22 protein-coding genes are annotated in these 21,452 nt (G+C 67.4%); 10 read left to right on the forward strand and 12 right to left on the reverse strand.

Annotation, left to right across the window (positions count from 1 at the left end; genetic code table 11):
• Positions 1-66: 66 nt before the first annotated feature.
• Positions 67-285, reverse strand: a complete 219-nt coding sequence (locus OCH239_RS07015) for a DUF2061 domain-containing protein (protein WP_037260303.1) — start codon at positions 283-285, stop codon at positions 67-69.
• Between the two features lie 120 nt (positions 286-405).
• Here OCH239_RS07015 and OCH239_RS07020 point away from each other — a divergent pair, with 120 nt between their 5' ends.
• On the forward strand, positions 406-1,260 hold the full coding sequence (locus tag OCH239_RS07020) for a helix-turn-helix domain-containing protein (protein ID WP_037260304.1): 855 nt from the start codon (positions 406-408) through the stop codon (positions 1,258-1,260).
• Positions 1,261-1,291: 31 nt separating this feature from the next.
• On the opposite strand, the gene OCH239_RS21640 is transcribed toward OCH239_RS07020, so the two are convergent.
• A complete protein-coding gene (locus OCH239_RS21640; RefSeq protein ID WP_051489340.1) occupies positions 1,292-2,431 on the reverse strand; it encodes a DcaP family trimeric outer membrane transporter in 1,140 nt (379 codons plus the stop codon).
• Between the two features lie 229 nt (positions 2,432-2,660).
• Between OCH239_RS21640 and OCH239_RS07030 the strand changes: the two genes are divergently transcribed.
• The 5 genes from OCH239_RS07030 to OCH239_RS07050 all read left to right on the forward strand — a co-directional run bounded on the left by OCH239_RS07030 (position 2,661) and on the right by OCH239_RS07050 (position 6,851).
• On the forward strand, positions 2,661-3,953 hold the full coding sequence (locus OCH239_RS07030; RefSeq protein WP_037260307.1) for an adenylosuccinate synthase: 1,293 nt from the start codon (positions 2,661-2,663) through the stop codon (positions 3,951-3,953).
• Positions 3,953-4,177 carry a DUF2842 domain-containing protein gene (locus tag OCH239_RS07035; RefSeq protein ID WP_037260309.1) on the forward strand — a complete coding sequence of 75 codons (225 nt, stop codon included), beginning with the start codon at positions 3,953-3,955 and terminating at the stop codon, positions 4,175-4,177. Before OCH239_RS07030 ends, OCH239_RS07035 begins: the two co-directional genes overlap by 1 nt.
• Positions 4,178-4,333: 156 nt before the next feature.
• Entirely contained in the window at positions 4,334-5,989 is a 1,656-nt protein-coding gene (gene ettA, locus OCH239_RS07040; protein ID WP_037260311.1) for an energy-dependent translational throttle protein EttA, read from the forward strand.
• Positions 5,990-5,992: 3 nt separating this feature from the next.
• Positions 5,993-6,523 carry a YtxH domain-containing protein gene (locus tag OCH239_RS07045; protein WP_037260313.1) on the forward strand — a complete coding sequence of 177 codons (531 nt, stop codon included), beginning with the start codon at positions 5,993-5,995 and terminating at the stop codon, positions 6,521-6,523.
• 94 nt (positions 6,524-6,617) lie between these two features.
• The gene (locus OCH239_RS07050) at positions 6,618-6,851 is read left to right on the forward strand and encodes a hypothetical protein (protein ID WP_157577818.1); all 234 of its coding nucleotides are present in this window, start codon (positions 6,618-6,620) and stop codon (positions 6,849-6,851) included.
• Between the two features lie 70 nt (positions 6,852-6,921).
• On the opposite strand, the gene OCH239_RS23710 is transcribed toward OCH239_RS07050, so the two are convergent.
• Both OCH239_RS23710 and OCH239_RS07055 read right to left on the reverse strand, forming a co-directional pair.
• Complete coding sequence (locus OCH239_RS23710) at positions 6,922-7,050, reverse strand: hypothetical protein (RefSeq protein ID WP_280110427.1); 129 nt, start codon at positions 7,048-7,050, stop codon at positions 6,922-6,924.
• Positions 7,051-7,159: 109 nt separating this feature from the next.
• Complete coding sequence (locus OCH239_RS07055) at positions 7,160-7,852, reverse strand: thiamine diphosphokinase (protein WP_037260445.1); 693 nt, start codon at positions 7,850-7,852, stop codon at positions 7,160-7,162.
• A 216-nt stretch (positions 7,853-8,068) separates the two neighbouring features.
• Between OCH239_RS07055 and OCH239_RS21645 the strand changes: the two genes are divergently transcribed.
• Complete coding sequence (locus tag OCH239_RS21645) at positions 8,069-9,601, forward strand: hypothetical protein (RefSeq protein WP_244430318.1); 1,533 nt, start codon at positions 8,069-8,071, stop codon at positions 9,599-9,601.
• Positions 9,602-9,665: 64 nt separating this feature from the next.
• On the opposite strand, the gene rpe is transcribed toward OCH239_RS21645, so the two are convergent.
• From rpe to OCH239_RS07095, 7 genes are all read right to left on the reverse strand, one after another.
• The gene (gene rpe, locus OCH239_RS07065; protein WP_037260317.1) at positions 9,666-10,340 is read right to left on the reverse strand and encodes a ribulose-phosphate 3-epimerase; all 675 of its coding nucleotides are present in this window, start codon (positions 10,338-10,340) and stop codon (positions 9,666-9,668) included.
• 10 nt (positions 10,341-10,350) lie between these two features.
• Positions 10,351-11,286 (reverse strand): 2-hydroxyacid dehydrogenase, encoded by a 936-nt coding sequence (locus OCH239_RS07070; protein ID WP_037260319.1) that lies wholly within the window; start codon positions 11,284-11,286, stop codon positions 10,351-10,353.
• Positions 11,283-12,422 (reverse strand): rod shape-determining protein RodA, encoded by a 1,140-nt coding sequence (gene rodA, locus OCH239_RS07075; protein WP_037260321.1) that lies wholly within the window; start codon positions 12,420-12,422, stop codon positions 11,283-11,285. Before rodA ends, OCH239_RS07070 begins: the two co-directional genes overlap by 4 nt.
• Before the next feature lie 133 nt (positions 12,423-12,555).
• Positions 12,556-14,499 carry a penicillin-binding protein 2 gene (mrdA, locus tag OCH239_RS07080; RefSeq protein ID WP_037260323.1) on the reverse strand — a complete coding sequence of 648 codons (1,944 nt, stop codon included), beginning with the start codon at positions 14,497-14,499 and terminating at the stop codon, positions 12,556-12,558.
• Positions 14,496-15,035 (reverse strand): hypothetical protein, encoded by a 540-nt coding sequence (locus tag OCH239_RS07085; protein WP_037260325.1) that lies wholly within the window; start codon positions 15,033-15,035, stop codon positions 14,496-14,498. Before OCH239_RS07085 ends, mrdA begins: the two co-directional genes overlap by 4 nt.
• Before the next feature lie 90 nt (positions 15,036-15,125).
• Positions 15,126-16,058, reverse strand: coding sequence for a rod shape-determining protein MreC (gene mreC, locus OCH239_RS07090; RefSeq protein ID WP_037260328.1), 933 nt, complete (start codon positions 16,056-16,058; stop codon positions 15,126-15,128).
• A 29-nt stretch (positions 16,059-16,087) separates the two neighbouring features.
• Positions 16,088-17,134, reverse strand: coding sequence for a rod shape-determining protein (locus tag OCH239_RS07095; protein WP_037260330.1), 1,047 nt, complete (start codon positions 17,132-17,134; stop codon positions 16,088-16,090).
• 416 nt (positions 17,135-17,550) lie between these two features.
• On the opposite strand from OCH239_RS07095, the gene OCH239_RS07100 reads away from it, so the two are divergent.
• Positions 17,551-20,058 carry a GcvT family protein gene (locus OCH239_RS07100; protein ID WP_037260333.1) on the forward strand — a complete coding sequence of 836 codons (2,508 nt, stop codon included), beginning with the start codon at positions 17,551-17,553 and terminating at the stop codon, positions 20,056-20,058.
• A 96-nt stretch (positions 20,059-20,154) separates the two neighbouring features.
• On the opposite strand, the gene OCH239_RS07105 is transcribed toward OCH239_RS07100, so the two are convergent.
• Positions 20,155-21,027 (reverse strand): LysR family transcriptional regulator, encoded by an 873-nt coding sequence (locus OCH239_RS07105; RefSeq protein ID WP_037260336.1) that lies wholly within the window; start codon positions 21,025-21,027, stop codon positions 20,155-20,157.
• 99 nt (positions 21,028-21,126) lie between these two features.
• Here OCH239_RS07105 and OCH239_RS23715 point away from each other — a divergent pair, with 99 nt between their 5' ends.
• Together OCH239_RS23715 and OCH239_RS22580 are read left to right on the forward strand one after the other, a co-directional pair.
• On the forward strand, positions 21,127-21,255 hold the full coding sequence (locus OCH239_RS23715) for a hypothetical protein (RefSeq protein WP_280110434.1): 129 nt from the start codon (positions 21,127-21,129) through the stop codon (positions 21,253-21,255).
• Positions 21,256-21,306: 51 nt separating this feature from the next.
• On the forward strand, positions 21,307-21,450 hold the full coding sequence (locus OCH239_RS22580) for a hypothetical protein (protein ID WP_157577819.1): 144 nt from the start codon (positions 21,307-21,309) through the stop codon (positions 21,448-21,450).
• The last annotated feature ends 2 nt before the right edge of the window (positions 21,451-21,452 follow it).

Here is a 21,452-nt window from a genome sequence, read left to right on the forward strand (position 1 = left end):
TCGTGTTTGCTCGCGCGCCTCTCTAGAGAAGAAGGCGCGCAGCCGCAAGCGGTGGCAGGGCCGGCGTCAGGACTGCGAGCCGCCGGGCAGCCGTCCCCAGCCGATCCGGGCCCAGAGCCGTTCGTAGAGGACATAGGTGCAGAGGCCGAGCGCGGTCGAGGCGAGGGCGAGTGTACCGCCCGCACTGACCGAACCGGTGAAGAGCACCCCCAGAAGGGTCATCGTGACCAGTCCCAGGCTCTGCCAGCCGATCGCCTTCACCCATGTGCGTGCCCGCGTCTCCATGCTCGTCGTCTCCTCTTGCCGGGAAATGATTATGGATCATCACCTATCCCGGCCGTGGAGCGCCGACTATTCGGCATCTTGTCGACATTAACCATGATGTGGTGATAATAGTGAACGACGATGCCCGAACTCGACAAGCGCACCCGCGCAGCCCTTTTCCGAGACCGCCTGACCTCCGCCATCGCCACGGCCGGAGCCAACCGCAGCTCGCTGGCCCGCGAGACCGGCGTGAACCGCTCGACCATCTCGCAGCTCCTCGACGAGGGCGCGGCGCGGCTGCCGAACGCCCATCTCGCCGCCGAATGCGCCCGCGCGCTCGGGGTCAGCACCGACTGGCTGCTCGGCCTCACCGACCGGCCGGAACGTCCCGGCGACGTCGTCGCCGCGGCGGTGCAGATGACCAAGGCCGCGCGCACCGCCTCCGACGACCAGATCATCGACTGGCACCGCGAATCGGCGGGCTTCAAGATCCGCCACGTCCCCGCGACGCTGCCCGACCTCTTCAAGACCGAGGCGGTGCTGCGCTGGGAATACGACGCCTTCCTCGGAAAGACGCCGGATCAGGCGATCCGGGCCATGCGCGACCGTCTGGTTCTGCTGCAGGAGGGGCTGTCCGATTACGAGATCGCGCTGCCGCTGCACGAGCTCGGCGCGCTGGCCGCCGGCACCGGCTACTACCAGAGCCTTCCCGTCGCGGACCGGCGCGACCAGATCGACCGGCTGGCCGAGGCCTGCGCCGAGTTCTATCCGGCGCTGCGGCTCTTCCTCTTCGATGCGCGCCGGGTCTTCTCGGCGCCGGTCACCGTCTTCGGGCCGCGGATCGGGGTCATCTATGTGGGCCGCTTCTACCTCGCCTTCCGCGAAAGCGCGCGGGTCCGGCTGCTGACCGAGCATTTCGACGGCCTCGTGCGCGAGGCGGCGGTCGATGCCCGCCACGCGGCGGAGCATCTGCGCTCGCTCGAGGTCGCAGGATAGGGACGGCCCCCGCGGGCCGCCCCGCCGCGCCTCAGAAGTCGATCTGGATCGACGTCTGGATGCGGTTCGCGTCGTAGCTGCCGCCGCCGAACGTGTCGCGCTTGCCGTGGAAATACTCGACCCCCGCGGTCGCGCGTTCGGTGAAGGCGTATTCGGCGTTCACATGCACCGATTGCAGGCGCTCGGTGCCGTCCGACAGGCCCGACCCGTTCTCGCGCCAGCCGTAGATCGCGCGGAAGGTCCAGTCCTCGCCCACCTCCTGTGTGAGACCCGCATAGGCGGACTGCACCTCGATCGGATCGCCGTTGGCATCGAGATCGTCGCCAAGGAAGACGAGGTAGGACGCGATTCCCTCACCATAGGTATAGGCGGCGTCGAGCGAAGCGCCCTGCCAGAGCGATGCCGTGGTCGAGAGGTTCACGCCCCAGACGCCCTGGCCGTCGCCGCCCTCGTCCTCGACCTCGCCGCCGATGACCGAGCCGCGCAGCAGCAGCGGATCGGTGTCGTAGGCGAGCGCGGCGATCGCGACCGGCGTGTCGCTGTCGGCGTTCGAATCCTCGATCGCGAAGGACGTGCTCAGCGCGTCGCTGAAGTCGTAGGTGTAGCGCACCTGCTCCTGCCGCGCGAAGGGAATGCCCGCAAAACCCTGGAAGTCGAGCGTCGGGGGATAGGAGTCCAGCGGCATGAACGTCGTCCAGTACTTGCCAAACCGCCAGCCGCCGATCGTCGCGGTCGCGTGCCGCAGCCGCGGCTCGGGCCCGCCGTCCGAGAACGCGTCCGAGGCGCCGTAGAAGTCGAGTTCCACCTGCGTGCCGAGCTCGCCCATGCCGGTCTGCGTGGTCGTGCGGAAGCCGAGTCGCGTCTGGTTGACCGTGCCGGTGAACGCCCCGTCGTCGTCGCTGTCCGGCCCGATCAAGGCGAGGCCGAAGGTGGTGTTGCCGAGTTTCGGGCCGAAATCGTAGATCGCGTCGCTTTTCAAATAGCCGTAGAACTCGACAACCGTGCCGCTCTCGGTGCCGAAGGTCAGCGGGGTCTTCTGGTCGGATTCGAGTTCGCTCACCCGCGCCTCGAGGGCCGCGATGCGCTGTGCGTCCGACTGCGCGACCGCCGCGCCTGCAAGGGAGGTGGCCGCAAGTGCGACCGCGATGCCGGATGTCGTCGTGTTCTTCATGTCACCTCGATGGGAATGTGGTGGTGGGAGAGCGCCGGGCGAAAACCCGCGCATCCTGCCCGATGTGGCCCGCGGTGCCGCGAGATCGCGTCAGGTCAACATATCGTGACATTTGCGTGTATCTTATCGCTTGCCGCCACGCACGGCACCGTTCAGCCCGAAAACGGTTTTCCCTTCCGCCCGCTGTCTATAAGAGGGCATCGGTTCAACACGTGGGAACGAGGCAGGCATGGCAAACGTGGTCGTCGTGGGCGCTCAGTGGGGCGACGAAGGCAAGGGCAAGATCGTCGATTGGCTGTCCGAACGCGCGGACGTGATCGCCCGCTTCCAGGGCGGGCACAACGCGGGTCACACGCTCGTCGTTGGCGGCGAGGTCTACAAGCTGCACGCGCTGCCCTCGGGCGTGGTGCGCTCGGGCAAGCTCAGCGTCATCGGAAACGGCGTCGTCCTCGATCCCTGGCATCTCGTGAAGGAGATCGAGGGCATTCGCGGGCAGGGGGTCGAGATCACCCCCGAGACGCTGATGATCGCCGAGAACACGCCGCTCATCCTGCCCTTCCACGGCGAGCTCGACCGCGCCCGCGAAGCGCAGAACTCCGTCGCCAAGATCGGCACGACGGGACGCGGTATCGGCCCCGCCTACGAGGACAAGGTCGGTCGCCGGGTGATCCGCGTCTCCGACCTGTCGGACGACCGCACGCTCGAGGTCCGCGTCGACCGGGCGCTGGTGCACCACAACGCGCTCCGCGCCGGGCTCGGCCTCGATCCCGTCGACCGCGACGCGCTGATCGCCGAGCTGCGCGCCATCGCGCCCGAGATCCTGCAATACGCCGCGCCCGTCTGGAAGGTGCTGAACGAAAAGCGCCGCGCCGGCCGCCGTATCCTCTTCGAGGGCGCGCAGGGCGCGCTCCTCGACATCGATTTCGGCACCTATCCCTATGTCACCTCCTCGAACGTGATTGCGGGGCAGGCGGCCACGGGCACCGGCATCGGCCCCTCGTCGATCGATTTCTGCCTCGGCATCGTGAAGGCCTACACGACCCGCGTCGGCGAGGGGCCGTTCCCGACCGAGCTTCACGACGAGGACGGCAACAGGCTCGGCGAGAGGGGCCACGAATTCGGCACCACCACTGGCCGCAAGCGCCGCTGCGGCTGGTTCGACGCCTGCCTCGTCAAGCAGAGCTGCGCGATCTCGGGCGTCACCGGCATCGCCCTGACCAAGCTCGACGTGCTCGACGGCTTCGACACGCTGAAGATCTGCACCGGCTACGAACTCGACGGCAAGCACATGGATTACCTGCCTACTGCCGCCGACCAGCAGGCCCGCTGCACGCCGATCTACGAGGAGCTGCCCGGCTGGTCGCAATCGACCGAAGGCGCGCGCTCCTGGGCCGACCTTCCCGCCGAGGCGATCAAGTACGTCCGCCGCGTCGAGGAGCTCATCGAATGCCCCGTGGCGCTGCTCTCGACCTCACCCGAACGTGACGACACGATTCTCGTCACGGACCCATTTGCCGATTGATGGCAGAGCTTTCGCACAAGTCCCGCCGGCGTCTCTCGCTGCTCGTCCTGATCGTGGGGCTGCCGGTCTACATCGTGGTGGCCTCCTCGGTCGTCACCGCCTTCGGCCGCCCCCCGATCCTCGTCGAGCTGCTGATCTACGTCGTCCTCGGCCTGCTCTGGGCCCTTCCGCTGAAATTCGTCTTCAAGGGCGTCGGCCGCGAGCAGCCGCAGGACAGGGACTGAGCCGCGTCCCTTCTTCTTGAGGGAAATATCCTGGGGGTGCGGGGGCGGAGCCCCCGTTCTCCGGCTCGCATCCCCCGCGAACGCGCCCCTTTCGGCGGGCTCGAATATGCCGTAGACACCCGCGCAACCCGACATTCCCGACAACGGAGCGCGACAATGGCGTCCTACCAGTACGTGTATCACATGGACGGGGTCTCCAAGACCTATCCCGGCGGCAAGAAGTGCTTCGAGAACATCCGCCTGAACTTCCTGCCCGGCGTCAAGATCGGCGTCGTCGGCGTCAACGGCGCCGGTAAATCGACCCTCCTGCGCATCATGGCGGGTATCGACAAGGACTTCTCCGGCGAGGCCTGGTCGGCCGAGGGCGCGCGCATCGGCTACCTGCCGCAGGAGCCGCATCTCGACCCGAACCTCGACGTGCGCGGCAACGTCATGCTCGGCGTCGCGCAGAAGCAGGCCAAGCTCGACCGCTTCAACGAGCTCGCCATGAACTACTCGGACGAGACCGCCGACGAGATGGCGCAGCTCCAGGACGAGATCGACGGCGAGAACCTCTGGGATCTCGACAGCCGCATCGACGTCGCGATGGAAGCCCTGCGCTGCCCGCCGGACGATGCCGACGTCGCCTCGCTCTCGGGCGGCGAGGTCCGTCGCGTCGCGCTCTGCAAGCTGCTGCTCGAAGCGCCCGACATGCTGCTGCTCGACGAGCCGACCAACCACCTCGACGCCGAGACCATCGCCTGGCTGCAGAACCACCTCATCGAGTACAAGGGCACGATCCTCTGCGTCACGCACGACCGCTACTTCCTCGACGACATCACCGGCTGGATCCTCGAGCTCGACCGCGGCAGCGGCATCCCCTACGAGGGCAACTACTCGGCCTGGCTCGAGCAGAAGGCCAAGCGGCTCGAGCAGGAGGCGCGCGAGGACAAGGCCAAGCAGCGCACGCTCGCCCGCGAGCTCGAATGGATGCGTCAGGGCCAGAAGGCGCGCCAGGCGAAGTCCAAGGCGCGGATCTCCGCCTACGAGAAGATGGCAAGCCAGTCCGAGAAGGAGCGCGTCGGCAAGGCGCAGATCGTCATCCCGAACGGCCCGCGCCTCGGTTCCAAGGTCATCGAGATCGACAACCTCAAGAAGGCGATGGGCGACAAGCTCCTCATCGAGGATCTCTCGCTGACCCTGCCGCCGGGCGGCATCGTCGGCGTCATCGGCCCGAACGGCGCCGGCAAGTCGACCTTCTTCAAGATGCTCACCGGGCAGGAGAAGCCTGACGACGGCACGATCGAATACGGCGACACCGTCGAGCTCTCCTATGTCGACCAGAGTCGTGACGATCTCAATCCGACCGACACTGTCTGGGAGGCGATCTCGGGCGGCGCGGAGATCATCAAGCTCGGCGACGCCGAGGTGAATTCCCGCAAATATTGCGGGGCGTTCAACTTCAAGGGCGGTGACCAGCAGAAGGTGGTCGGCCAGCTTTCGGGCGGCGAGCGCAACCGCGTGCACATGGCGCGCCTCCTGAAATCGGGCGGCAACGTGCTTCTCCTCGACGAGCCGACCAACGACCTCGACGTCGAGACGCTGCGCGCGCTCGAGGATGCGCTCACCGACTTCGCCGGCTGCGCGGTGGTCATCTCCCACGACCGCTTCTTCCTCGACCGGATCTGCACGCACATTCTCGCCTTCGAGGGCGACGCGCATGTGGAGTGGTTCGAGGGCAATTTCGAGGATTACGAGGAGGACAAGAAGCGCCGCCTCGGCCCCGACGCCGTCGAGCCCAAGCGCGTGAAGTTCAAGAAGTTCGCGAGATAAGGCATGGCCGCGTTCCTGGGTGCGGTCGTCGGAATGGTGCTCGGCATCGTCGCCGGCATCTTTCTGGCTCCGGTCTCCGACCGCATCACGGAAGTCCGGAAACGCCGCAACCTGATCCGGCACATCCGGTACGACCTCGAGAACGCGGCACGCCATTTCGGCTACGTGTCCGGTGAGCTGCACTCCATCTGGACCGAACCCAGCTGGAAGCGATATGCGCGCTTCCAGTGGATGAAGTTCTCGTCACGGGGTTTTCTCACCTCATCCAGGGTGGATCTCTACGCCCTCGACGATGCCGAGGCGGATCTCTTCATGGAACTGCTCGTCCTCTTCGAGAATTTCGACGAGCTCTGTGGGGTCGGCTATGCGCTCTCGCTGCATGACAGCACGCGGGCCGAGCCGCTTGACGATGCGGAGATGCAGGCATTGGTGGCCGAGATCGAACGGCGCAGCTCGGAAATCACCACCAAGATCGATCGTTTGCGGGGCGTCGTGGCCAAAGCCATGGAGGAGTGGCGGTGGTGGCACCTCTGAGGCGCGCATTTTCGCCGGCGCTACTTGCTTGCCTCCCGTTTCACCCCATTTCTCACGATGTGGCCCCTGCCCAACAACATCGGAATCCTCAAACATGTCTTCGTTAGAAGAGACCTTCGCTGCCCTCGATCAGCGCATGAAGGCTCATCGCACGCGGATTGCGGGAAATGTCCCCGCACCGCAGGCCACCAAGGCGGACGCCACAACGGATGCCGCACGGGAAATCATCGAGACCGAGACGCGCGCCCGCTCCGAACGCACGGCAAAACTGCGGGAACAGCGTCTCGCCCGGCTGAATGCGGGCATGGCCGATCCCAAAGGCACCTGACGGTCCGAGCAGCAAAAAGGCCGCCCCGGATCAGGGGCGGCCTTTGTCATCTCCGGGCTACAGGGCCCGTTTAGAGTTTCTTCTTCGCCGTGCGGATGGCACCGCGCGCCAACTGCTCCTCGGAGGAGCGGCGGCGACGCATGGGGCTGCGGGTCCGGCTGAACGAGGACATGGCGCGGCGGATGATGCGTCCGAGCATGTGTGTGTCTCCCAAGTCTGTGGCGATCCGTTTCGCCTTCTGAGCGTCCAACGACGCGCCTGGGGAACCGGTTCCGCAAGGGCAGGGACCCGCGCCGCTTTTCCGCCGATCAGCGGTCCCTCCCGTCCCGAGGCCAGCTTTTCGCATCGTTTAATCCGGTCTCGAGCCGGCCGGCCTCGGCCACAGGGACGATTACCAGCATGCGGGGCGCGTCGACGTCCAGAGTGACGGGCCCCGTCGCCTCGTTCGACGTCCCCACGGTATCGGCGGGGCTGAACGCGAGTCCGTCGACCGGCCAGCGCAGCCCCCCTGAGCGTCCACCGACCGGTCCCAGCGGATAGAGCGAAACGCGCGTGCCGGGAGGCAGGTCGAGCGAAATCCTTGGCGGAAGGAGAGCCACCGCGTCCTCGGGTCCGATCAGCATGCATCTCTGAAAGGAGCGCCTCGCCAGAACCGTCATGGCCGCGAGCGCGTGGTCGAACCGTGCGCCGAGGAACCCGTGCCCGAGGACGAGGGGCGCGCGAATGCTGCGCAGGCACTTGTCGAAATCGGTGCTGTCCTGCTCGGCGATCTCGTGCACGCGCTTCGCGGGGATCCGTGCGCGGATCGCCTCGGGGAGGGAATCCATGTCTCCGATGACGGCATCTGGCATCAGTCCCGCGGACAGGCAGGCCACTGCCCCACCGTCGGCGCCGACGATCGCGGAACTCCGCGCGGCGTCCCGCTTCAGACGTTCGGGATCCACGGGCCCGCCGCCCACCAGAAGTACCGGACCGTCCCGGTCGATGATAACGTCACTCATGACGGTGAGAGATGGCGCCACAGGCACCGGAACACAATGTCGTCATGAAATGATACGTTACTTGGCACAGAGTCGTTGTTCTTTGGTCCTTCCGACAATGGTAAGCGACAATAGGGTGACGTTAAGGAAAGTAATGGCGGCATGGTCAGTGCGAGCAAGATCCTCTCTGTGTCCTACGGGACGTTCTCATGCCGCCTCGAAGGATTCGATGATTCCGTGGGGACGCTGAAAGCCGTCGTCGAGTATTTCCGCGATGTCGCGCGCGAGGACCGCTATTTCGCGGTCGATCAGTCGGACATCGATACCGATGCGTTGGCGCGTACAGTCCAAGGCGACGTGCGGGGACGTGTCGAGGTGAGCATGGAGGAGGGTGGCGTCGTGCTGCGCGCCTCACCCTCCGGAGCGACCGAGCATTCCAATGGCGACGTGACTCCGGCAAACAGCCCGCTTCCGCTCGCGCCCTATGCCACGGGCGGCGAGGTGCCGGACGGTGACGGGACCGAGGACGGTCGGAGCCTCGGCGATCACATCGCTGCCGCGCTTGCGGAGATCGACGCGCGAAATGAAGATGCCGTCGCGGGACCTTCCGAGGATGGGGATGGTGCAGACGTGGCGGCCCGCGTCGTTCCCGTCGAGCAAGCTCCGGCGGAGCTCCGTCGAAATTCAGACGACCATTCCGGACCGTCCGCCCCGAACGGGTCGAACCACGTGGACGAGGAAGACCTTGCCTCTGATATCGCCGAACTCGAAGCGGAATTCGCCGGAAGGCCGCTGGATCACGCCCGAAATGGGAGCTCGGATTCCGACTCGGGCGGGCTCGGTGATGGAATGGCATCCGGACGCAAGATCGGCGGCGCATCGAGAGATGTCGAAGTCGAAGAGCGCGCGGGCCAGGCGCAAGATCGCCGTCATGCACCGAACGAGGCCGAAACCGCGATGCATTCATCCGGTGACGACCATGACGACGATACGTATTACCTCGGCAAGGCTCGACGAGCGGTCAAGCTGGCCAGCCCTGGCCGCGCCATGCTCACCGAGACGCGGGTCGAGGAGGATGGAGAGAGCGTCTCGCGTCTCATGGACGAGACCCAGAAGGAATTCGAGGAGCCGGAGGGCAACCGTCGGCGCTCGGCCATTGCGCATCTGCGCGCGGCCGTCGCAGCCACCCGTGCGGATCGGCTGATCGGCCGCCGCCGGAGCGATGCCGACGAGACGGAGGCTTACCGCGAAGATCTCGCCAATGTCGTTCAGCCGCGCCGTCCCAAAGCCTTGGAGGCGAAAGAGGCTGGCACCGAGCGCCCCGCAGCCACAGCGCCTGAGGCGACTGAGCGTCCCGCCCCCCTAACACTCGTCGCCGAGCAGCGTGTCGTTCCGGGCATTCCCAATCTGTCCGGTCGGCCGGCCGGGATGATCCAGCCGCGGCGGGTGCACCGCCGCGAAGCCGACGGCGTGGCCGGTGAGGGGACCGAAAGTTTCGCCGACTTCGCCCGCAGCATGGGTGCCCGCGAATTGCCCGAGCTGCTGGAGGCGGCCGCAGCCTATCTCTGTTACGTCGAGCGCCTCTCGCATTTCTCGCGCCCGCAACTGACGGCCAAGCTGAGCGAGGTCGAAAATCGCGAATCGAGCCGCGAGGATCGCTTGCAGAGCTTCGGCCAGCTCCTGCGCGAGGGGAAGATCACCAAGCTCGAGGGCGGGACCTTCACCGCGTCCGACCGGATCGCCTACAAGCCCAGTCGCGCCACCGGCTGATCAACAGCCGGCCGGAGGCGTGACGCTCGGGGACCACGCGCCTGCTGCTTGGGATACGCCGCGCTCAGGCGGCCAGCGTGTCTATCGCGGTGCGGATGGCTCTGATGTTCTCGCCGTAGGGCGACGGGTTCGAGACGGACCCGCCCTTGAACACCGCCGATCCCGCCACGAGCACGTCCGCCCCGGCATCGACGCAAGGCTTCGCCGTCTTCGGACCGACCCCGCCGTCGATTTCGATATGGAGTCCCGGGCCGCCCCATTCGCGGAGTTGGGAAATCTTGGGCAGGCAGCTCTCGATGAAGCTCTGCCCGCCGAAGCCGGGATTCACCGTCATCACGCAGACGAGGTCGACGAGATCGAGAACGGGCCGAACCGCCTCGGCCGGCGTGCCTGGATTGAGGGCGACACCGGCGCGGCAGCCCGCCGCACGGATTGCCTGAAGCGTGCGGTGGATATGCGGGCCCGCCTCCACATGCGCGGTGATGATGTCGGCGCCCGCCTTGGCGAAGGCCTCGATATAGGGATCGACGGGCGCGATCATCAGGTGCACGTCCATCAGCGTCTTCACGTGAGGACGGATGGCGGCGCAGGTCTCGGGGCCGAAGGTGATGTTCGGGACGAAATGCCCGTCCATGACGTCGACATGGATCCAGTCGGCGCCTTGCGCTTCGACGGCTTCGATCTCGGCGCCGAAATTGGCGAAGTCCGAGGCGAGGATGGAGGGGGCTATCTTGACCATGGGGGCTCCTTCAGTAGCCGGCGTCCCGGTCGACGCGGCCGACCAGCGGCGCGCCGGCCTCGCACCGGGCGATGTTGTCGGCGATGGCCTGCGAGGCGGTGGAAACCCGCGTCTCGGAGGCGATATGGGGAGTGACCGTGACCTTCGGATGCGCCCAGAACGGGTGCTCCGCGGGCAGCGGCTCGGTGCGGAAGACGTCGAGCGTCGCATGTCCAAGCCGCCCGTCATCGAGCGCCGCGAGCAGCGCGTCGTCGTCGATCAGCGGCCCGCGGCCCGGATTGATGACGACCGCGCCGGGGGCGAGCTTCGAGATCGTCTCGGCATTGAGGACGTTCTCGGTCTCGGGCGTGTTCGGCAGCAGCATCACCACGATCTCGGCCCCGTCGAGCGCCGGCATCAGACCTTCGGGCCCCGCGTGGCAGGCGATCCCGGCGAGATCCTTCGGGCTCCGGCTCCAGCCGCTGAGGTCGAAGTCGAACCGCGCGAGCGCCTCGGCGCAGGCACTGCCGAGCGCGCCGAGCCCGAGGATCGTGACCCGTCGCTCGGGTGCCAGCGGCGGCGGACGGTGATCCCAGACGTGATCGGGGTTCACGATATGTGCGTCCATCCCGAGATGATGGCGCAGGACGTGCCCCGCGACCCATTCGACCATGCCACGGGTCAGCCCCTCGTCGTCGACCATCCGGACGAGCGGGGCCTTCAGGGTGTCGTTGCCGACGATGGTCTCGACCCCGGCCCAGAGGTTCAGAACCGCCTTCAGCCGCGTGTAGGGCGTGAAGTCCTGCAGCGGGCTCTTCGGCGCGTAGATGACGTAGTCGACCTCTGCGGGATCAGCCTCGGTCACGAGCCGCGTCTCGGGCGCGACCTTCGCCAGCGCGTCGCGCAGCGGGCGTTCGTACTCGGCCCACATGTCGGGACCGGCGGCGAAGAGGATCGTGAGGGTCATCGGGGCCTGTGGATATGCGCGCTCTGGACGAGGCCGAAGGCGACCATGAGGACGAGCATCGCCGAGCCACCGTAGCTCACGAGCGGCAGCGGCACGCCCACCACGGGGGCGAGGCCCATCACCATCGACATGTTCACCGCGAAGAACAGGAAGAAGGTCAGCCCGATCCCGAGCGTCAGGAGGGAGGAATAGCGATCGCGGTTCTGGATCGCCGAGATGATGCAGAAGAGCAGGACCAGCACGTAGAGGGTCAGGAGCGATAGCCCGCCGACGAAGCCGAACTCCTCGGCGAGGGTATTGAAGATGAAGTCGGTGTGCTTTTCCGGCAGGAAGTTCAGCCGCGACTGCGTGCCCTGCATGAAGCCGCGCCCGGTCCAGCCGCCCGATCCCATGGCGATCTTGGCCTGAGTGATGTGATAGCCCGCGCCGAGCGGATCCGAGGAGGGGTCGAGGAAGGTGTCGATGCGCCGGAACTGGTAATCCTTCAGGAGCTGCCAGTCTGTGCCGCGCGACTTGAAGACGGTCGAGATCCCGCCGATCCCGGCCGCGATCACAGCGCCGAAATAAGCCCAGTGCACTCCGGCGAGGAACATCATGAGGCCGCCGCCGGCGACAAGCAGGATCGCCGTGCCGAGATCTGGCTGCGTCAGGACGAGCCCGGTCGGCACGAGAATGATCAGCACCGGCAGGATCACCCAGAGCGGCCGGGAGGTCTTCTTCATCGGCAGCCAGTCGTAATAGGCGGCGAGCACCATCACGAGCGCGATCTTCATGAGCTCGGAAGGTTGCAGCCTCATGAAGCCGAGATCGATCCAGCGCTGCGCGCCCATCCCGACCGTTCCGAAGAACTCCACCATCACGAGCAGCCCGAGGCTGACGAGATAGGCGACGACGGACATGTTGCGCCAGAACCAGATCGGCACCAGAGCGACGATGAACATCAGCGTGACTCCGAGCACGTAGCGCTTCATCTGCGGCTCGGCCCAGGGGGTCATGGACCCTCCCGCGACCGAATAGAGCATGACGAACCCGACGCCCGCGACCGCGCTGAGCAGCACGACCAGCGGCCAGTTGAGGTAGAGCACCTTGCGCCACCCGCCCGGCACCGTCTTCACGGTGTATTCGAGATAGCTCATCGCCACCCCTCGCGGAGCATCGCGCGGGCTGCGGGTGCCGGAGCTTCCGGCGGGGATATTTCCGTCAAGAAGAAGGCCGGGCGCGGGGTGGGGCGCGTCACCGAAGCGGGGTGGGGCAGGACTGTCGCTCTGGTCATGCGCGGCTCGTACCGCTGGCGAGAGGCATCGAGCGGCGCTCGCGCAGCCGCTTCTGCAACTCCTCGATCTGGCCACGATCTGCGCTCGGATAGGCCTCGAGCGGCGGGTCGCCCTCGTAGAGTGCCTGCAGGGTCACGTCCCGCGCGATCGGCGCCGCGGCCGAGGAGCCGCCGCCGCCATGCTCGACGATGGTCGCGACCGCGATGCGCGGATTGTCGTAGGGCGCGAAATTGACGAAGAGCCCGTGGTCGCGGCGCTTCCACGGCAGGTCCTCGTTGCGCGTCACACCGCGCGCGCGCTCCGCCGCGGTGATGTTGCGCACTTGGCTCGTGCCGGTCTTGCCCGCCATGCGCATTTCCTCGGCTTCGATGCGTGACCGGTAGGCGGTGCCGCGAGTGCTGTTGGAGACGTCGAACATCGCCTTCTGCATCCAGCGCAGATGCGTCGGATCGATGTCGAGCGGCTCGCCGCCGCGCGAGGGCTCCTCGACACCGTCGATGGACTTCACCAGCCGCGGCGAGATCGTGCGCCCGGTGGCGAGCCGCGCCGCCATCACCGCGAGCTGCAGCGGCGAGGTCAGCACGTCGCCCTGGCCGATCGAACAGTTCACCGTATCGCCGATGCGCCATTCCTGCCCCCAGCGCTCGCGCTTCCAGGCCTTGTCGGGCATGATCCCTTCGCCCACCGCCGACATGGGCACGTCGTGCGCCATGCCGAGCCCAAGCTTGCGGCCCATCTCGGCGATCTGGTCGATGCCGACCCGCAGCGCGATCTCGTAGAAATAGACGTCGCAGGACTGCATCAGGGCATCCTCGACATTCATGTGCCCGTGCCCTGCGCGTTTCCAGCAATGGAAGCGGCGCGAGCCGACCTTGAGATGACCGGGGCACCAGACGGTGTTGCCGGGTCCGGTGACCCCGGCCTCGAGCGCGGCGAGCGCGGTCACCATCTTGAAGCACGAGCCGGGCGGGTAGAAGCCCTGCACCGTCTTCGACACCAGCGGCGCGCGCTCGTCGGCCTGCAGCGCGCCGTAATCGTCGTAGGAGATGCCCCGGACGAACTTGTTCGGATCGTAGCCCGGGGCCGAGACCATGGCCTTCAGGTCGCCATGCTCGAGATCCATGACCACGACCGATGCGCTCTCGTCGCCGAGCCGGGCATGGATGTAGTCCTGCAGATCGGAATCGACCGAGAGCTGCAGATCGGCGCCCGCCTCGCCCTCGCGGCGGTCGAGCTCGCGCATGATGCGGCCCGCGGCGTTGACCTCGACCCGCTTGGAGCCCGCGCGGCCGCGCAGGATGTCCTCGTATTTGGTTTCGACGCCGATCTTGCCGAACTGGAACCGCGGGATCCGCAGCACCGGGTCGGGATCCTCGTAACGGGCAAGGTCGCTTTCGGACACTGGCTGCACGTAGCCCACCACATGGGCGAAGATCTCGCCGTGCGGGTAGTGCCGCGAGAGTCCGACCTCGGGGTTCACCCCCGGCAGGGCCGGCGCATTGGCGGCGACGCGGCTCACCGCCTCCCAGCTCACCTGGTCGGCGACCGCGATGGGCAGGAACGGGGCGGATCGGCGCATCTCCGCGACCGCACGCTCGACCTCGCCGGGGTCGAGATCCACGAGCTCGGCCAGCCGCGCCAGCGTGTCGTCGAGATCGCCGGCATCCTCGCGGACCACGGTGATGCGATAGGCCGGCGTATTGGCGGCGATCACGACGCCCTTGCGGTCGAAGATCTGCCCCCGCGCCGGCGGGATGAGCCGGACGTTGATCCGGTTCTCCTCGGCCAGCAGTCGGAACTCCTCGCCCTGGTCGATCTGCATGTACCGCATGCGCATGCCGAGCACCGTGGCGAAGCCGAGCTGCATGCCGCCGAGCATCAGCCCGCGCCGCGTGATGCGGCGGGCGCTGTCGGTGTTGTCCTTGGGTGTCCGTCTCATAAGCCCAGTCCGAACCTTCCCTCCTCGCCCCGGCGCGTGCGCTTGAGCCCGAAGACGAGGTGGGTGACCGCCACGACGAGGGGATAGACGAGTATCGTCGCCGCGGTCTGCGTGAAGAGGAGCGTTGCGTTCGCGGTTGGTATTATAAGAAGAAGTTGCACGAGTTGATAGATCAGGGCCATCACGATCAGTGCGGTGGCGACCCGCGTCCATTCCATCAGGAAGGCGGACTCGCCGCTTTGGCGCTGGCGGGTCTTGAGGCTTTCGATCGTCACGAGCGTGAGCGCCGCCCAGAGGCCGGGCGGCCGCTGCAGGACGAGATCCGCCATCAGCGCGGCCGCGGCGACCGAGAGCGCCGGGACGATCTCGGGCCGACGGAGCGCCAGAGCGAAGGTCAAAGCGGTGATGAGTTCCGGCCCGGCGATGCGCGACGGCGACATGTCCACCGGCAGAAGGCTGAAGAACATGACCGCAAGGCAGAGCCCGAAATAGAGCGCCCGCATCAGCCAGAGCTGCAGGATCGCCGCATCGATCATGGCGTCGCCCCGCGGATGTCGGTGGCCGGCGCCTCCGGCGGGAGTATTTCCGCCAAGAAGAAGCAGAGGCGCAGGCGACGGGCGCAGGTGTCAGCCATCGGCAGCCTCGGGCGTCGGGATCACCGACGGGAAGGCGCCTGCTCCGGGCATTGGCGCGACCTGGGGCTCGGCCGGCGTGATCAGGCCCGAAGGGGCAGTGACGCGGCGCGCGCCGTGATCCCGCAGCACCCGCAGGAATTCCAGCCGCTCGTAATCGGCGGCGAGGCGTACGCGGAGCCGCCCGCCCGAATCCTCGGCGACCTGTCCGATCAGCAGCCCCGGGGGAAATACGTCGCCGTCTCCGCTCGTGACGATGCGGTCGCCCGGGCGCACGAGGTCGGGGTTCTCGAGGAAATCGATCGGCGGGGCCGAGGAATTGTCGCCGGTGATCAGCGCCCGCTGCCCCGAGGGTTGGATCAGCGCAGGGATGCGGCTGGTGGCGTCGGTCAGCAGGATCACCCGGGACGTGTTCGCCCCGACGCCCGAGATGCGTCCCACGAGCCCGATCCCGTCCATCGTCGCCCAGCCGTCGACGATCCCGTCGCGGCTGCCGAGGTTGATCAGGACCGACTGGCGGAAGGGCGAGCCGGAATCGGCCAGAACCACCCCGGTGATGTAGGTGAGTTTCGGATCGAGCTGCACGTTGTTGAGGTCGCGCAGGCGCGCGTTCTCCTGCTCGAGCTGCAGCGCCGCTTCCTTCCACGCCGTCATCTGGCGCAGCTCGCGGCGCAGCTCGCGGTTCTGGTCGTAGATGTTGCGGTAGCTCTCGAAGTCGCGGGCGATCTGGACCGTCGCCGTCACCGGCGCCATGGCCCAGTCCATGTTCGGCACGACCCGGTCGATGACCTGCGCGCGGAACCGCTCGACCCGCGGGGAGTCGATGCGCCAGACGAGGAAGAGGGCGATCAGGCAGAAGAGCAGGACCGCCAGAAGCAGGCGCTTCAGCGGGCCGGTGAATTCGTCACTGGAGCGGTCTTTCGCCAACTTCTACCCTCGCGCCCATCGTCGCGACGTCAGCTGTCGTAGTCAATCGCGTGGCGCAGCTGCTTTTCGTATTCAAGCGCCTTGCCGGTGCCGAGCGCCACGCAGTTGAGGCTCTCGTCCGCGATCGACACGGCGAGCCCGGTCTGTTCGCGCAGCGCGAGGTCGAGATCTCCGAGCAGCGCGCCGCCACCGGTCAGCATCACGCCGCGGTCGACGATGTCGGCGGCGAGATCCGGTGGGGTCGCCTCGAGCGCTGTCATCACCGCCTCGCAGATCGTCCGGACGGGCTCGGCCAGCGCTTCGGCGACCTGCGCCTGGCTGATCTCGGTCTCCTTCGGCACGCCGTTCAGAAGGTCGCGCCCGCGGATCTGCATCGAGGAGCCGCGACCGTCGTCGGGCATCCGGGCGGTGCCGATGGAGGTCTTGATTCGCTCCGAGGTCGCCTCGCCGATCAGCAGGTTTTGCTGGCGGCGCAGGTAGTTGATGATCGCCTCGTCCATCCGGTCGCCGCCGACGCGGACCGAGCGCGCGTAGACGATGTCGCCGAGCGAGAGGACCGCGACCTCGGTGGTGCCGCCGCCGATGTCAACGACCATGGAGCCCGTCGGATCGGTGATCGGCATGCCGGCTCCGATGGCGGCCGCGATCGGTTCCGCGATGAGACCCGCCTTGCGTGCCCCCGCCGACATCACCGACTGGCGGATCGCACGCTTTTCCACCGGCGTCGCGCCATGCGGCACGCAGACGATGATCTTGGGCTTGGAGAAGGTCGAGCGGCGATGCACCTTGCGGATGAAGTGCTTGATCATCTCCTCGGCGACGTCGAAGTCGGCGATCACGCCTTCGCGCATCGGCCGGATCGCCTCGATGGAGCCGGGCGTGCGGCCGAGCATCAGCTTGGCGTCCTCGCCGACGGCCAGCACCTTCTTGACCCCGTCCTTAACGTGATACGCGACGACCGAGGGCTCGGCCAGGACGATGCCGCGACCCTTCACGTAGACGAGCGTGTTCGCCGTCCCGAGGTCGATGGCCATGTCCGCCGAGAAGGCGCCCAAAAGTCTGTCCAAGCCGAACATCGTGTTCCGTTCCCCCGAATGGAATTGGGCCCGCGACTCTTCCGAAAGAAGGTGCGGGCCGGCGCCCTTATAGGCAGAGGGGCTGGACGACGAAAGGCCCCCGGGGGGTCAAATCGGCGTCTTTATGCCGCAAAAAATGTTTTGCGGACAATCCCTCCCGGATGCTCCGGACGCGACCGGAGGGCGGCGCGGGCCTCGAAGAAGGCTGGAGCCGGCGTGAAGGGCGCCGCGCGCGAAGTTGGTCTCAGCGGAGCGCAGGCAGGACTTGGTACTCGGGACCGGGACGCTCGAGGCGCTGATGCGGGTGGGTCCCTTCGATCATGTCGGTTTCGTCTTCCGCGGCGTCGCGCGCCGCGATGAGTGGCCCGGCGGACGCGCTATGCCGAAGGAAATCGCGGCACAGGGAGCGCCAGTTCATGAAGACCCAGGTCAAGGCCCTCGTCGTCGGCGGCGGCGCCGTCGGAACCTCCATCGCCTACCATCTCGCCAAGGCCGGCTGGCAGGATGTCATGCTGCTCGAGCGCGACGAGCTGACCAGCGGCTCGACCTGGCACGCCGCGGGGCTGCTCCCGTATTTCAACATGTCGTATGCGACGACCCATATCCACGACTACTCGATCAACTTCTACAAGACGCTGGAGGAGGAGACCGGGCTCGACGCCGGCTTCTTCGTCGTCGGCAACCTGCGCATGGCCCAGACCGAGGCGCGGATGGACGAGTACCGCCTCTACGCGACCACCGCCGAGACCTGCAACGTGCCGTTCGAATGGATGACGCCGGCGCAGATCAAGGAGCGCTGGCCGCTGGTGAACACCGACGGCCTCAGGGGCGCGATCTACCACCCGACCGACGGCTACATAAACCCCGCCGACGTCACCATGGCGATGGCCAAGGGCGCCCGCCAGCGTGGCGTCGCCATCGAGCGCAAGTGGCAGGTCGACGGCTACGAGTGGAAGGGCGACCACTGGGACGTGACGCTCACCAGGATGGTCGAGAAGGGCGGCAACCTCGTGCCCTCCGAAGAGACGACCGTCGTGTCCGCCGAGCATGTCGTCACCGCCACCGGGAACCACGCGCAGCGCACCGCGAAGCTGCTCGGGATCAAGATGCCCGCGATCCCCGTCGAGCACCAGTTCATCGTGACCGAACCCGACCCGGCGCTCGTCGAGTACCGCAAGAGCCACGAGCAGCACCCGGTGCTGCGCGACGCCGACGCCAAGTGGTACGTGCGCGAGGAGCGCGGCGGCTGGATCCTCGGCCCCTACGAGCGGAATGCGCCCGCGCGCTTCCAGTACGGCGTGCCCGACAGCTTCCGCGCCGACCTCTTCCCGCTCGACCTCGAGCGGATCGAGGAGGAATACATGTCGATGATCCACCGCATCCCCTCCGCCGAGACGGTGGGCCTCAAGGACGATTTCAACGGCCCGATCTGCTACACGCCCGACGGGAACCCGCTGATCGGCCCCGCGCCCGGCCTGCGCAACATGTGGCTGGCCGAGGGCTTCTCCTTCGGCATCACCGCTGCGGGCGGCGCGGGATACTACCTCGCGCAGATGATGGTCGAGGGCGAGGCCGAGATCGACATGGCCTCCCTTGACCCCAAGCGCTTCGCGCAGGACTGGATGACGACCGAATACGCCGCCCGCAAGAACGAGGAGGCCTACGAGCACGTCTACATCCTGCACCATCCCGACGAGGAGCGCCCGGCCTGCCGCCCCCTCCGCACCGGGCCCTGCTACGAGCGCCAGAAGGCCGCCGGCGCGCAGTTCGGCTGCGTCAACGGCTGGGAGCGCCCCAACTATTACGGGCCGAAGGACGCGCCCGACAGCTTCGACCACGACGCGCGATCCTTCCGCCGCGGCGGATGGTGGGAGTACGCCAGGGCCGAGGCCGAGGCGGTGCGCTCGGGCGTCGGCCTGATCGACGCGACCGCCTTCGCCAAGCACGCAGTCACCGGGCCCGGCGCGACCGAGTTCCTGTCGGGCTTCTCTTGCAACAAGCTGCCCAAGGTGGGTCGCATCAACCTCACCTACGCGATGACCGAGGCGGGCACCGTCCGCACCGAATACACCATCGTGCGCTGCGACGAGAGCGACTACTACCTTGTCTCGGCCGGCGCCTGGGCGGCCTATGACGGCGACTACCTGCGGAAGGCGGCCGAGGACTTCATGGCCGCGGGCGGACCGATGGTCATCGTGCAGGACATCACCACGCAATGGGGCGTCTTCGCCATCGCCGGGCCGAAATCGCGCGACGTGCTGAACGAGCTCGTGCGCGACGCAGACCCCGCAACCGCGCTGTCGAACGCGCGCTTCCCGTGGCTCTCGATGCGCAACATCGAGCTCGGCATGGTCCCGGTCATGGCGCTCCGCGTCGCCTATACCGGCGAGCTCGGCTGGGAGCTTCATCACCCGATCGAGATGTCGGCCCATCTCTGGGACCGCCTGACCGAAGCGGGCGAGGCGCACGGGCTGAAGCTCGTCGGCGCCCGTGCGCAGAACTGGCTCCGGCAAGAGAAGTCCTACCGCGCCTTCGGTCACGAGCTCGGGCGCGACGCCACCCCGCTCGAGGCCGGGCTCGACCGCTTCGTCGATTGCACGCGGCCCTATACCGGCAAGCCCGCCATGCTCGCGACCGGCATTCGCTCGAAGTGCTGCACCCTGCTGATCGATGGGCCCTCCGACACCGACCCCTGGGGCCGCGAGGCGCTCTTCACGGAAGACGGCGAGCGCATCGGCCGCCTCACCTCGGGCGGCTACTCGGTGGCCTTCGGCAAGGCGATCGGCATGGGCTACGTCCGCCCCGGCCTCGCTGTGCCCGGAACGAAGCTCAAGGTGCGGATGCTGGACCAGCTCTGGGACGCGGAGGTCACCGTCGACAGCCCGTACGATCCGAAGAACGACACCATCCGCAAGGACGGCTGACAGGGCAGCGGCGGAGGTCTGAGGCGTGGCTCGACCGACGGCCCCAGCCTTGCCGGGGCGCCGGTCCAAAGATGCCGCATGGGCGCCTGGGGCGGTTCAGCGCGCCGCCTCGGCTTTGAGCCAGCGGAGGAAGGCGCGGAGCTGGAGACGGGGAACGCCCGGCGTCGTGACGATGTGGTAGCCGCCGTCGGGGCGCTCCTCGAAGAGGAGGCGCAGGCGGCCGGCCTTCACGTCCTCCTCGACCGCGACGCGGGTGGTCACGACGATGCCCTGGCCGCTCCGCGCGCCGTCGAGCATCAGGTTGCCGGGGACGTGGATCACGCCCTTGGCGCGCCGCCCGGTGACTCCGTGTTGGGCGAACCATTCCGAGGCCTCGGACGTGCCGAGCTCCTGCAGCCAGGGAAAATGCAACAAGTCGCTCGGCGCCTTCGGGTCGGTGTCGCCGATGAGATCGGGCGCGGCGACCACCCAGATGGGCGATTGCAGAAGGGGCTCTGCGTCCAGCCCTTTCCAGTCTCCGTCGCCGTAGCGGATCGCCACGTCGATGCCTCCGGGGGTCGGATCGTTCAGGTTCGGCGTCGGGTCGATCATGATGTCGATGTCGGGATGCGCGATGCGGAAGCCCGCGAGCCGCGGCATCAGCCAGCTCGATGCGAAGGAGGGCGAGGTCGAGACGTGCAGGGGCCGGTCGGCATCGGCCTCTGTCAGCGCCTCGACCGCCTGCGCGATGCGGCCGAACCCGGCGATGAGCGCGTCGGCGAGCTGCTGGCCCTCCTGGGTCAGCTCGAGCGTGCGGCCCGTGCGATCGAGCAGCTTCAGCCCCAGATGCGCCTCGAGCGCGCGCAGTTGCTGCGAGATCGCGGCGTGGCTGACATTCAGCATCTCGCCAGCTCGTGTGACCGATCCCGTCTCGGAAAACGCCGAGAAGGCGCGCAGGCTCGACAGCGGGGGCAGGCGGGAGAAGAGCATCTGTAACCTCAGCTTACATGTGGCCAGAATTCCTGAGTCGCGTTCCCGCGTCCAGACCCCAATATGGAGGGCAGACGCGCAGCACCGAGGAGCCCGCCAATGTTACAGATACTTGCACAAAGCCTGATGACGGCATCCCGCCGCGAACCCCCGCAGCAGGCTCACGAGCGCCGGCTCGGCCGCACCCGTCCGCGGGCGGTCCGCCGTTCGCGCGACACCGACCTCTGACGACCGGGGCCCGACGCCCCGGCCCCTCGGATTTCCGCTAGGAGTACCCCCATGCTCGATCCCATCCTCCGCCAGACCGAAGCGCTCCTGACCCGCGATCTGCGTGCCGCCGAGCGGATGCGCTGGATGTTCCGTTTGTCGCCGTGGGACGCGGGGCGCGAGCCGACGCCGCCGCGCTTCACCCGGGCGAAGTGAGA

Origin of the sequence: Roseivivax halodurans JCM 10272 (assembly GCF_000521785.1) — a bacterium.
GTDB classification, from domain to species: Bacteria; Pseudomonadota; Alphaproteobacteria; order Rhodobacterales; family Rhodobacteraceae; genus Roseivivax; species Roseivivax halodurans.

What these genes read in the sequence shown, in the direction of transcription:
- OCH239_RS07015 (WP_037260303.1), bottom strand. Translation starts at nt 285, where the DNA reads ATGGAGACGCGGGCACGCACATGGGTGAAGGCGATCGGCTGGCAGAGC.
- OCH239_RS07020 (WP_037260304.1), top strand. Translation starts at nt 406, where the DNA reads ATGCCCGAACTCGACAAGCGCACCCGCGCAGCCCTTTTCCGAGACCGC.
- OCH239_RS21640 (WP_051489340.1), bottom strand. Translation starts at nt 2,431, where the DNA reads ATGAAGAACACGACGACATCCGGCATCGCGGTCGCACTTGCGGCCACC.
- OCH239_RS07030 (WP_037260307.1), top strand. Translation starts at nt 2,661, where the DNA reads ATGGCAAACGTGGTCGTCGTGGGCGCTCAGTGGGGCGACGAAGGCAAG.
- OCH239_RS07035 (WP_037260309.1), top strand. Translation starts at nt 3,953, where the DNA reads ATGGCAGAGCTTTCGCACAAGTCCCGCCGGCGTCTCTCGCTGCTCGTC.
- ettA (WP_037260311.1), top strand. Translation starts at nt 4,334, where the DNA reads ATGGCGTCCTACCAGTACGTGTATCACATGGACGGGGTCTCCAAGACC.
- OCH239_RS07045 (WP_037260313.1), top strand. Translation starts at nt 5,993, where the DNA reads ATGGCCGCGTTCCTGGGTGCGGTCGTCGGAATGGTGCTCGGCATCGTC.
- OCH239_RS07050 (WP_157577818.1), top strand. Translation starts at nt 6,618, where the DNA reads ATGTCTTCGTTAGAAGAGACCTTCGCTGCCCTCGATCAGCGCATGAAG.
- OCH239_RS23710 (WP_280110427.1), bottom strand. Translation starts at nt 7,050, where the DNA reads ATGCTCGGACGCATCATCCGCCGCGCCATGTCCTCGTTCAGCCGGACC.
- OCH239_RS07055 (WP_037260445.1), bottom strand. Translation starts at nt 7,852, where the DNA reads ATGAGTGACGTTATCATCGACCGGGACGGTCCGGTACTTCTGGTGGGC.
- rpe (WP_037260317.1), bottom strand. Translation starts at nt 10,340, where the DNA reads ATGGTCAAGATAGCCCCCTCCATCCTCGCCTCGGACTTCGCCAATTTC.
- OCH239_RS07070 (WP_037260319.1), bottom strand. Translation starts at nt 11,286, where the DNA reads ATGACCCTCACGATCCTCTTCGCCGCCGGTCCCGACATGTGGGCCGAG.
- rodA (WP_037260321.1), bottom strand. Translation starts at nt 12,422, where the DNA reads ATGAGCTATCTCGAATACACCGTGAAGACGGTGCCGGGCGGGTGGCGC.
- mrdA (WP_037260323.1), bottom strand. Translation starts at nt 14,499, where the DNA reads ATGAGACGGACACCCAAGGACAACACCGACAGCGCCCGCCGCATCACG.
- OCH239_RS07085 (WP_037260325.1), bottom strand. Translation starts at nt 15,035, where the DNA reads ATGATCGATGCGGCGATCCTGCAGCTCTGGCTGATGCGGGCGCTCTAT.
- OCH239_RS07095 (WP_037260330.1), bottom strand. Translation starts at nt 17,134, where the DNA reads ATGTTCGGCTTGGACAGACTTTTGGGCGCCTTCTCGGCGGACATGGCC.
- OCH239_RS07100 (WP_037260333.1), top strand. Translation starts at nt 17,551, where the DNA reads ATGAAGACCCAGGTCAAGGCCCTCGTCGTCGGCGGCGGCGCCGTCGGA.
- OCH239_RS07105 (WP_037260336.1), bottom strand. Translation starts at nt 21,027, where the DNA reads ATGCTCTTCTCCCGCCTGCCCCCGCTGTCGAGCCTGCGCGCCTTCTCG.
- OCH239_RS23715 (WP_280110434.1), top strand. Translation starts at nt 21,127, where the DNA reads ATGTTACAGATACTTGCACAAAGCCTGATGACGGCATCCCGCCGCGAA.
- OCH239_RS22580 (WP_157577819.1), top strand. Translation starts at nt 21,307, where the DNA reads ATGCTCGATCCCATCCTCCGCCAGACCGAAGCGCTCCTGACCCGCGAT.